The sequence below is a fragment of the Gaiella sp. genome (assembly GCF_039915195.1).
GTDB lineage: Bacteria > Actinomycetota > Thermoleophilia > Gaiellales > Gaiellaceae > Gaiella.
This window is the reverse complement of record NZ_JBDSNT010000081.1, coordinates 18637-28665: the sequence shown is the minus strand read 5'-3', so window position 1 is coordinate 28665 and position 10029 is coordinate 18637. Positions and strand designations below refer to the sequence as shown.

The 10029-nt window shown below is 68.0% G+C and carries 9 protein-coding genes and 1 pseudogene; 3 read left to right on the top strand and 7 right to left on the bottom strand.

Going from position 1 to position 10029, the window contains the following annotated elements; all coding sequences use genetic code 11:
• The 3 genes and pseudogenes from ABIR74_RS08365 to ABIR74_RS08355 all read left to right on the top strand — a co-directional run.
• Positions 1-369 (top strand): annotated as a pseudogene (locus tag ABIR74_RS08365) (iron ABC transporter substrate-binding protein); the annotation flags it as partial.
• A complete protein-coding gene (locus ABIR74_RS08360; protein ID WP_348176982.1) occupies positions 366-1952 on the top strand; it encodes an iron ABC transporter permease in 1587 nt (528 codons plus the stop codon). The pseudogene ABIR74_RS08365 and the gene ABIR74_RS08360, both read left to right, overlap by 4 nt.
• A 9-nt stretch (positions 1953-1961) precedes the next feature.
• On the top strand, positions 1962-2648 hold the full coding sequence (locus ABIR74_RS08355) for a metal-dependent transcriptional regulator (RefSeq protein ID WP_348176980.1): 687 nt from the start codon (positions 1962-1964) through the stop codon (positions 2646-2648).
• A gap of 77 nt (positions 2649-2725) precedes the next feature.
• Here the strand turns inward: ABIR74_RS08355 and metK are convergent, their stop codons facing one another.
• From metK to ABIR74_RS08320, 7 genes are read right to left on the bottom strand one after another with little or no spacing between them, the layout of a single operon-like run.
• Positions 2726-3967: a methionine adenosyltransferase gene (metK, locus tag ABIR74_RS08350; RefSeq protein ID WP_348176978.1), complete on the bottom strand. Its 1242-nt coding sequence runs from the start codon at positions 3965-3967 to the stop codon at positions 2726-2728.
• Between the two features lie 39 nt (positions 3968-4006).
• A complete protein-coding gene (locus ABIR74_RS08345) occupies positions 4007-4963 on the bottom strand; it encodes an NAD(P)H-dependent glycerol-3-phosphate dehydrogenase (protein WP_348176976.1) in 957 nt (318 codons plus the stop codon).
• Between the two features lie 2 nt (positions 4964-4965).
• Positions 4966-6324, bottom strand: a complete 1359-nt coding sequence (der, locus tag ABIR74_RS08340) for a ribosome biogenesis GTPase Der (RefSeq protein WP_348176973.1) — start codon at positions 6322-6324, stop codon at positions 4966-4968.
• Entirely contained in the window at positions 6321-6971 is a 651-nt protein-coding gene (locus tag ABIR74_RS08335; protein ID WP_348176970.1) for a lysophospholipid acyltransferase family protein, read from the bottom strand. The genes der and ABIR74_RS08335 overlap by 4 nt, the downstream gene beginning before the upstream one ends.
• Positions 6968-7597, bottom strand: a complete 630-nt coding sequence (gene cmk, locus ABIR74_RS08330) for a (d)CMP kinase (protein ID WP_348176968.1) — start codon at positions 7595-7597, stop codon at positions 6968-6970. The genes ABIR74_RS08335 and cmk overlap by 4 nt, the downstream gene beginning before the upstream one ends.
• A gap of 34 nt (positions 7598-7631) precedes the next feature.
• Positions 7632-8933 carry a 3-phosphoshikimate 1-carboxyvinyltransferase gene (gene aroA, locus ABIR74_RS08325; RefSeq protein ID WP_348176966.1) on the bottom strand — a complete coding sequence of 434 codons (1302 nt, stop codon included), beginning with the start codon at positions 8931-8933 and terminating at the stop codon, positions 7632-7634.
• Complete coding sequence (locus ABIR74_RS08320; protein ID WP_348176964.1) at positions 8930-10027, bottom strand: prephenate dehydrogenase/arogenate dehydrogenase family protein; 1098 nt, start codon at positions 10025-10027, stop codon at positions 8930-8932. Before ABIR74_RS08320 ends, aroA begins: the two co-directional genes overlap by 4 nt.
• Positions 10028-10029 lie beyond the last annotated feature (2 nt).

The window sequence follows — 10029 nt, the reverse complement described above, 5'->3', positions numbered from 1 at the left end:
GGGCTCGTCAACCATTACTACCTCTACCTCGTCAAGGAGGAGCAGCCTGGTGCCCCGATCGCGAACCACTTCCTCGCGAAGGGCGATCCCGGCGCGCTCGTCAGCGTCGCCGGCGCCGGGGCGCTCGCGACCGCTGCCAACAAGGAAGGCGCCGAGGAGTTCATCGACTACCTCCTCTCCGATGAGGGGCAGCGGTTCTACACGGAGTCCGCCGAGGAAGCCGAGTACCCGCTCGTCTCCGGCATCCCCGCGAAGCAGGGCCTGCCCCCGCTCGACGCGCTCGAAGGGCCGGATGTCGACCTGAGCACGTTCGGCAGCGAGCTCTCCTCGACGCTCGAACTACTCCGCGAGACCGGCTACCTGTCGTGAGCCGAGGAGCGGGAGGCCGGCGCCCCCCGCTCCCGCTCGTCCTGGCGGCGGGCGTCATCGTCTTGCTGGTCCTCCTCCCGCTCGCGTACCTGGTGATCCGGGTCGCAAGCGGCGGCGGGCGCTCGCTCGAGCTGCTCTGGGATCCGGAGACGCTGCGGCTCGTCTTCCGCACGGTTCTACTCGTCGTCGGCGTGGTCACGGCGACGATCCTCGTCGCGGTGCCGTTCGCCTGGCTGGTCGTACGCACCGATCTCCCGGGGCGTCGCACGTGGGCGACGGCCGCCGCCCTGCCGCTCGTGATCCCGAGCTACGTCGCGGCCCTCTGCCTGCTCAGCCTGTTCGGGGAGAAGGGGCTGCTCCAGCAGGCTCTCGGCGTCGAGCGCCTTCCCGACCCCACCGGGTACTGGGGCGCACTCGCCGCGCTGACGCTCTCGACGTACCCCTATGTCTTCCTTCTCACGCAGGCGGCGCTTCGTGACCTCGACCCAGGCCCGGAGGAAGCAGCACGAAGCCTCGGTGCGTCACGGTTGCGCGTGATCCTCAGGGTCACGCTGCCGTCCGTCCGGCCGGCGATCTCGCTCGGCTCGTTGCTCGTCGCGCTCTACACGCTCTCCGATTTCGGCGTCGTCTCGTTGATGCGGTACGACGCGCTCACCCGCGCGATCTACCTTCAGTACCGCTCCCTGTTCGACCGAACCCCGGCGGCGGTTCTCGCCCTCGTTCTCGTCGGCCTGACTGCACTCGCGCTCGCGCTCGAGGCCAGGGTTCGCTCGCGTGGCCGCCACTACAGGAGCAATCCGGGGGCGGCCCGTAGGGCGAAGCCCGTGCCGCTCGGCCGCTGGCGCGTGCCGGCGCTTGCCTGGTGCGGTCTCGTCGTGACGGCATTTCTCGCGCTGCCAGCCTTCGTCCTCGGCTACTGGCTCCAGCGAGCGATCATCAACGACCGTGGAGTCGTGATCCCATGGAGCGAGGCGCTCTCGTCCCTTGGTGCCTCAAGCCTCGCCGCTGTCGTCGCCGTCCTCGCAGCGGTGCCCGTCGCGATCCTGGCGCTCCGGTACCCGTCACGCCGCTCCCGCCTGCTCGAGCGGCTGTCGTTTGCGGGCAACGCACTGCCCGGGATCGTGATCGCGCTCTCCCTCGTCTTCTTCGCAGCACGGTACGCCTCACCCCTCTACCAGACGCTCGCGTTGCTCGTGTTCGCGTACGTCGTCCGGTTCTTCCCGCTCGCACTCTCGGGGGTCGAGTCGGCGATCGGACGCGTGAGCCCGCGCATCGAGGAAGCGGCCCGCGGCCTGGGCCGTGGTCCGCTCGCGACGCTCGCGACCGTCACCGCTCCCCTCGCGCGGTCCGGCATGCTCGCGGGCGGCGCTCTCGTCTTCCTCGCGGCGATGAAGGAGTTGCCGGCAACGCTGCTCCTGCGACCGATCGGCTTCGAGACGCTGCCCACGGAGATCTGGAAACTGACCCAGATCGGCGCCTACTCGCGGGCTTCGGTGCCAGCCTTGATGCTCATCGTCGTCTCGGCACCGGTGTTGTACCTCGTCTCCGCCGACCGCCGACGGGAGAGTGGCAGCGTCAATTAGAGTGACCTCATGGCACACGGGCACGGGCATTCCGTCGATGAGTATCTCGAGACGATCTACTTTCTCGCGTTCCCGATCGGCGAGTATCGTCCGGCCACCGCGTCGAACGCGATCGCATCGCGCGTCGCCGAGATGCTCGGCGTGTCGCGCGCGTCTGCCGGGGAGATGCTGAAGCGCCTCGAGGCCGAGGGGCTCGTCGAACGCGGTGAGCAGAAGGAGGCGATCTTGACGCCGACCGGCATCGAGCGGGCGGAGAGAGTCGTGCGCAAGCACCGCCTGATCGAGCGCTTCCTCACCGACTTCATGGGGTACACGGCGGCCGAGTCACACGTTCATGCCGACGAGCTGGGCGACACGTTCTCGGAGGACATGGTCGAGCGAATCAACGAGCGCCTCGGCTATCCGGACCGCTGCCCCCACGGCTGGCCGATCGAGACCGACTTCGAACAGGCCGAGAACGCCGAGCTCGTGTCGCTCGCGGAGCTCTCGACCGGGAGCGAAGCCGAGATCGTACGACTCGCCGAGCACGACGGTGAACTGCTGTCCTGGTTCTACGACAACGGTTTCGCTCCCGGCGTGACGGTCGTGCGTCAACGCTCGGAGCCGCAGGGTCCGCTCCTCGTCGAGATCGGCGGTGCTACGAGGCCGATCGTCGAGAAGTTTGCGCAGGGCCTGTACGTCCGACCAGTCGCGTAGGCGACCCTCCGACGCGCCTCGCGAGCGAGCCGCACGAGCCGATCTCGACAGGATGCGGACCGGCTCGGTACGGCAATCTAGGCGGTCGCGAGCTTGGCGAGACCCGCAGCAGCACGGAGCGACTCCGCCCTGTCCGTGCTCTCCCAGGTGAAGCCCGCATCCTCGCGCCCGAAGTGCCCGTATGAGGCCGTCTTGCGGTAGATCGGCCGACGGAGATCGAGATCACGGATGATTGCCCCTGGCCGGAGGTCGAAATGCTCCGCGACGAGGGTCTCGATCGTCTCCTGCGAGACGATGTTCGTGCCGAAACAGTCGATCAGGACGCTGAGCGGGTGCGCGACACCGATCGCGTACGCAACCTGGATCTGACAGCGGTCGGCGAGCCCGGCGGCGACGACGTTCTTGGCAACGTGACGGGCCGCGTAGGCGGCCGAGCGATCGACCTTCGTGGGATCCTTGCCCGAGAAGGCTCCTCCCCCGTGTGGTGCTGCGCCGCCGTAGGTGTCGACGATGATCTTGCGTCCCGTCAGCCCGGTGTCCCCCATTGGCCCGCCGATGACGAATTTCCCGGTCGGATTGACGTAGACGAAGTCACGATCCGCGAAGCGCTTCTCGTCGTAGAGATCGTGCGGAAGGATCGGTCGGAGAACGTGGTCGATCAGATCCGGCTTGATCAGCGTCTCGGCGTCGAGGCCGTCGCGGTGCTGAGTCGAAACGAGAACCCGCTCGATCTCGACGGGACGCTGGTGTCCATGCTCGTCGACCTCGTAGCGAATCGTCACCTGCGCCTTGCCATCGGGCCGCAGGTACGGGAGGACATCCGCCTTGCGCACCTCCGCGAGCCGTTGGGTGATGCGATGCGCGAGCTGAATGGGAAGCGGCATCAGCTCCTCGGTCTCGTTCGACGCATACCCGAACATCATTCCCTGGTCGCCCGCGCCGATCTGGTCGATCGGATCGAGATCGCCGTGCTGTACCTCGAACGACTCGTCGACGCCCTGCGCGATGTCGGGCGACTGCTCGTCGAGCGCAACGATCACACCGCACGTCTCGGCGTCGAAGCCGTACTTGGCCCGGGTGTACCCGATCTCCGCGACCGTCTTGCGCACGAGGCGCGGAATATCGACGTACGTCTTCGTCGTGATCTCGCCGGCAACCACCACGAGACCCGTCGTGATGAGCGTCTCGCAGGCAACACGCCCCTGGGGATCATCGGTGAGAACAGCGTCGAGAACGGCGTCGGAGATCTGGTCGGCAATCTTGTCCGGGTGTCCCTCCGTGACCGATTCCGAACTGAAGCTGAACGAGCGGGAACTCATCGCGACAAGCCTAGCCAACCGGCGACCCCAGGCGGGCGATCACTCCGAAGTCGGATCGCGTTGCATCAGCGACGCCACGAGCTCGCTCAGCGGCACGCCATCGAGAACCGAGCAGACCCCCTCGGTGATCGGCATCTCGATCTCGAGACTGCGCGACAGATCCCGGAGGACGGGCGCCGTCGTCAGGCCCTCGACAACCATGCCGATCTGCGCCCGCGCCTCGTCCGGCGTCGCGCCCTGGGCGATCAGCTCGCCCGCGCGACGATTGCGCCCGGACTTCGACCAGCACGTGACGATCAGATCTCCCATGCCAGCGAGGCCTGCGAACGTCTCGGGTCTCGCGCCCGACTCCTCGGCGAAACGACTCATCTCGGCGAGGCCGCGGGCCACGAGCGCGGCCTTCGCGTTGTCACCGAGGCCGAGCCCGTCCGCACCCCCCGCGGCGAGCGCGATCACGTTCTTCGCCGCTGCGCAGAGCTCGACCCCCACGACATCGTCATTCACGTAGACCCTGAACGTCGGCGACGTGATGGCGAGCTGGATCTGAACCGCGAGTGCGTGATCAACTCCCGCGATCACGGCGGCCGCCGGGAGACCGCGCGTAATCTCCTCCGCGATATTCGGGCCCGAGAGCACCACGACAGGACGGTCGGTGACCAGCGTTGACAGGCGTTTACCCGTGACCGGGTCGAGGCCCTTCGTGAGACTGAGAATCGGGCACCGGCCCGGCAGCATCGCGACGGTCGCGCCGAACGCTGCGCTCGGGACTGCGACGACTGCAAGGTTCGCGGTGGTGATCGGGGCCTCCTCGATCGTGGTCGCGGCGATGCCAGTCAGATCGATATGAGGGAAGTAGCGCGGGTTGCAGCGCGATTCGACGATCGCAGCCGCGTGCTCGGGATCGCGGCACGCGAGCGTCACCTCGTGCCCACGGTCGCGAAGCACCACAGAGAACGCCGTCCCCCAGGAGCCGCCGCCGATCACCGTGACGCGCACGGCTACTCGCTCTTCACGAAGTCGATCGAGACCGGGACACCCTCGAGGTCGAAGCGCTTGCGCAACTCGTTCTCGACCCAGTAGCCGTAGTCGCGTGTGACGAGGCTCGGAGCGTTGACGAAGATCCTGAAGCGCGGCGGGCGCGTGCTGACCTGGGTGCCGTACATCAGCTTCAACCGTCTTCCCCGCTCGCCCTGCGGGCCTGGACGCGCCTCCTTCAGCTCACCGAGGGCCCGGTTCAGCTCACCGGTCGTGATCCTCCCGTTGTGCTTCGCGAACAGCTCCTCGACCTTGTCGAGCAGGCGCCCAACACCGCGCCCCGACTTCGCCGAGACGGCGATCACGGGAGGGCGTTGGCGAAGCCGACGGCCGAGGTGGCCCTGCGCCTCGACGATCTCGAGATCGGTGATGTCCCACTTCGACAGCACCGCGAGCGTGGAGCAGCCGGCTTTGCGCGCGATATCGGCGACGGCGAGGTCCTGCTCGACGATGCCCTCCGATGCGTCGAACAGGACGAGTGCGACATCGGCACGCTCGGCCGCCTGAAGCGCACGCAGCTCCGAGTAGTACTCGATGCCCTGTCGCTGCTTGCGGCGCCTGCGAAGGCCGGCTGTGTCGACGAGAACGAATGTCGTTTCGCCGCGCTGCAGCACCGTGTCGATGGCATCGCGCGTCGTTCCGGGAACCTCCGAGACGATCACCCGTTCGCGCCCGACGAGCCGGTTCAGGAGAGACGACTTGCCAACGTTCGGGCGCCCGAGGATCGCGACCCTGATCGCCTCGGAGCCGATTGCTACCTCGCTCGTGCCGGGGAGTCGCCCCACTATCTCGTCGAGCAGGTCACCTGTGCCATGGCCGTGGAGGCCCGAGAGGGGCCAGGGTTCACCAAGCCCGAGGCGGTGGAACACCGCGGACTCGCTGTCGCGGCTCGGGTCGTCGATCTTGTTCGCGAGCACGATCACGGGGCGCTTTTTCTTGCGCAGGATCACCGCGAGCTCCTCGTCGCCTGGCGTGATCCCTGCGCGAGCGTCGACAACGAAGAGCACCAGGTCGGCCTCATCGATGGCCGCGAGCGCCTGCTCGGCGATCTTGTTTCCGAACGGCCCGCCGTCGGCCTCGTCGACGCCGCCCGTGTCGATCAGTCGGAACCACGTACCCGTCCACTCGCACAGGAGCTCCTTCCGGTCGCGTGTGACGCCGGGGGTCTCATGGACGACAGCCGCACGGGTCTGCGTGAGCCGGTTGATCAGCGTCGACTTGCCCACGTTCGGAAAGCCGACGATCGCGACCGTCCCGGAGATCTCCCGCGGTGCCTCTACCTCCTCGGCCAGCTCTATGTCGCCCGGGTCGATGCCGCTCATGCCGGTGGCACCGCTTCGGGTCGGCCGAGAGCGTGCATTTCGACGAGGAAGTCGAAGAGCCCGAGGATCTTCGTCTGGAGCACGGTCGACGCCTCCTTGTAGCCCTTGCCACCTCTCGGGAGGCCCTCAAACCGAACAGGCTCACCCCAGGCGAGCGAGATCGGATGGAAGTTCCCGGGTTTCCAGGTCTGGGTGCCGTGGATCGCGACGGGAATCACCGGCACGTGCTCCTGGAGCGCGACCATCGCGGCCCCGGGCTGGAGGTCGCCGGGCACACCGCTCGTCTGGCGCGTCCCTTCGGCGAAGAGCCCCAGGGCATATCCGTCCCGCACGATCCCTCGCATCGTCCGGACGGCATCGCGATCGGACTCGCCGCGGCGAACCGGGAACGTTCCGAAGGCGCGGATGAGCGCTCCGAGTCCTGGCACGCGATGTGCCTCGACCTTGGCCATGTAGTAGATCGTGCGCGGGCAAGCCGCACCAAGGGCCGGCGGGTCGACCCAGTGAAAGTGGTTGCACGCGATCACGAGCCCACCCGTCATCGGCACGCGCTCCTTGCCGTAGACCTTCAGGCGTCCGGCCAACGTCACGGCCGTGCCGATCGTCGGACGGCCGACGGCCCAGACCTTGTCGGCGGTCGTGCTCACGCCACGCGCTCCCGGACGAGCCTTTCGATCCGATCGATGACCTGCTCGAGGCTGAGCGACGTCGTGTCGACCTCGATCGCGTCCTCGGCTCGATGCGTGTTGCCCGCGTCGCGTTCGTCGCGACGGCGCATGTCGTCGGCCGTCATGTCGACCGTGATCCCGTCTCGCTCGGCGTGGCGTCGTTCGGCGCGCACGCGCGGGTCGGCGACGAGCCAGATCTTGAGCTCTGCGTGCGGAGCGACGACGACGCCGATGTCGCGCCCCTCGATCACGGAGTCGCCCTGCTCGCCGAGGGCGCGCTGGCGCTCGCGCATCACCTCGCGCACCTCTGGATGGCGGGCGACGATCGGGACGGAGGAGTCGATCACCGGCTCCCTGATCCTTGCCGTCACGTCGTGTCCTGCAATCGTCACGCCCTCCCCTTCGTCGAACTCGATCGGATTCTCCCGTGCGAGCTCCTCGAGCGAGGTCACGTCGTCGAGGGCGATGCCCTGCCGGAGCGCGAGCCAGGTCAGCGCCCGGTACATCGCACCGGTGTCCAGATAGCGGAATCTGAGCCGTGCCGAGAGTGCACGTGCGACCGAACTCTTGCCGGCCCCTGCAGGCCCGTCGATTGCAACGATCATTTCTGCCCGAGGTAGAAATGATAGATGGGGACTATCACGCCTCCTGCCTTTCCGACGTTTCCTTGAGTTGTGCGAGGAGCTCGAAGAAGCCCGGGAAGCTTACTGCCACACACTCCGCGTCATCGATCTCGACGCCGTCGGCCGAGGCGAGCGCGGCGATCGCCCCGAGCATCGCGATCCGGTGATCGCCGCGGCTCTCGATCCTGCCGCCACGGGGGCGGGTGGGGACACCGCGAATCCTGAAGCCGTCCTCGGTCGCAATCACGTGCTGGCCGAGCGATCGCAGGGCGTCGACGGTCGCCTCGACGCGGTCCGACTCCTTCGCTCGCAGCTCCTCCGCCCCCCGCAAGCGGCTGTTGCCGTGCGCGCACGACGCAGCCAGGGCAAACAGGGGCAGCTCATCGATCGCGAGCGGCACCTCGGGGCCGAGCACGGTCGTCGCGACGAGATCCGCGGAACGGATGTCCAGATCTCCGGCAGGCTCGCCGCCGATGCGCCGGCGGTTGTACACCGTGACCCGTCCTCCCATCCTCTCGAGAATCGTCAGCAGGCCCGTGCGGCGTGGATTCAGATTGACGCCGTGGATGTGCAGCTCGGAGCCGGGAAGAAGCGTCGCCGCAATGATGAACGGCGCCGCCGAGGAGAAGTCGCCCGGAACCTCGATCTCGCCGAGATCGAGGCGCTCCGCCGGCTGCACGGTAACGCTCGACTCACGCCTCGTGATCGTCACTCCAGCTGCCTCGAGCATGAGCTCCGTGTGATCACGCGTCGGCGTGGGCTCGACGACGGTCGTCTCACCCGTGGCGTACAGGCCGGCGAGAAGGATCGCCGACTTCACCTGGGCACTCGCGACCGGCAACTCGTAGGTGATCGAGCGCAACGGCCGAGCGTCGATCCCGAGCGGTAAGTGGCCGTCCTCTGTCTCGAGCGCCGCCCCCATACGCGAGAGCGGCTCGGTGACGCGCTTCATGGGACGTGCGCTGAGCGACGCATCGCCCGTGAGCTCGAACTGCTGCCCGTTCTGGCCTGCGAGGATCCCCGTCAGCAGACGAACCAGCGTGCCCGCGTTCGCACAGTCGATTGGCCTGCCTGGTGAAACGAGGCCGCGCAGTCCCTTCCCGAAGATGCGCAGCGTGTCGTGGTCGTGCTCGTAGACGGTGACGCCGAGCGCGCGAACGGCCTCGATCGTCGCTTCGGTGTCTGCGGATCGGCCGAAGCCGGTGACCCGGGTCTCTCCGTCACCGAGCGCGCCGAACAGCACTGCCCGGTGGGAGATCGACTTGTCACCCGGGACGGCGAGGTGACCGACGAGACGCTTGAGCGGTTCAACTCTCACGCGTCGATCACAGGGGCGCGGACGACCCCATAGCCCTGCTCCTCGAGCAGAATCGACGCCCGCTCGGCCTCCTCCTCCCCGGCGACCATGACGCTGAGCGTGCCGCCGCGGTCGGTCGAGAGATGCTCCATTTCGAAGTCCTGAACGTTGATCCGCTCGGCGCCGAGCGCCTGGAAGATTCCGGCGAGCACGCCGGGACGGTCGGGTAGGTGCACCCGCAGGCGTTGAAGTTCCCCGGGGTCGCCATAGGCCGTCGTCAGCATGCGCCGGCGGTTCGCTGCCGCCTCTGCAATCCACCGTGCGAGCTGACCGCCGTCCTCCGCCGTGAGCGCGGCCTCGAGCTGCTCGATGCGCCGGCGATGCTCGGCGAGAGCGGCAACGACGGCTTCACGGTTGTCGAGGAAGATGTCGACCCAGATCCGGGGGTTCGCTCCCGCGATGCGCGTCATGTCGCGCAGCGAGCCGCCCGCTGCCTGGAGCGGATCGTGGCCATCGACCCTCGCGGCGCCGGCCTGGTTGAGGAGGACGTTCGCGAGCGCGTGCGGCAGATGGCTCGTGACGGCGACGAGGCGGTCGTGTGCACCAGCGTCGATCGCGATCGGTCGCGCACCGAGTGCCGTGACGAACCCGTGCACCGCGCGCAGAAGCTCGGGTCCTGTCCCGGCGGTCGGCGTCAGAAACCAGGTCGCTCCCTGGAACAGCTCGGCGTTCGCGCGGTCCGGACCGCGTGTCTCGGCACCGCAGATCGGGTGCCCGCCGATGAATCGCGCGTCTCCCCGCGCCGCCGCACAGACCGCGGTCTTCGTCGAGCCGACATCCGTGACGACGCAGTCCGCGGAGGCGACGTCGAGCACCTCGCGGACGGCGTGCGGGAGCTCAGCGACGGGGGCGGCGACGACGACGAGGTCTGCTCCGATGACCGCCTCGGCAAGCGTCGCAGCGGGATCAACAGCTCCTCGATCGGCCGCGATCTGCAGAACATCGGGGTCGGGATCCCAGCCGCGCACGGTCGCTCCCGCCTTGCGCGCAGCGAGCGCAGCGGACGCACCGATGAGGCCCGTCCCAACGACGGTGATGGCTCGAAGACCGTCCATGA

Excerpts from the sequence above, each read along its gene's own strand:
- ABIR74_RS08355 (WP_348176980.1), top strand. The coding sequence starts at position 1,962 with ATGGCACACGGGCACGGGCATTCCGTCGATGAGTATCTCGAGACGATC.
- der (WP_348176973.1), bottom strand. The coding sequence starts at position 6,324 with ATGAGCGGCATCGACCCGGGCGACATAGAGCTGGCCGAGGAGGTAGAG.
- cmk (WP_348176968.1), bottom strand. The coding sequence starts at position 7,597 with ATGATCGTTGCAATCGACGGGCCTGCAGGGGCCGGCAAGAGTTCGGTC.
- ABIR74_RS08320 (WP_348176964.1), bottom strand. The coding sequence starts at position 10,027 with ATGGACGGTCTTCGAGCCATCACCGTCGTTGGGACGGGCCTCATCGGT.
- metK (WP_348176978.1), bottom strand. The coding sequence starts at position 3,967 with ATGAGTTCCCGCTCGTTCAGCTTCAGTTCGGAATCGGTCACGGAGGGA.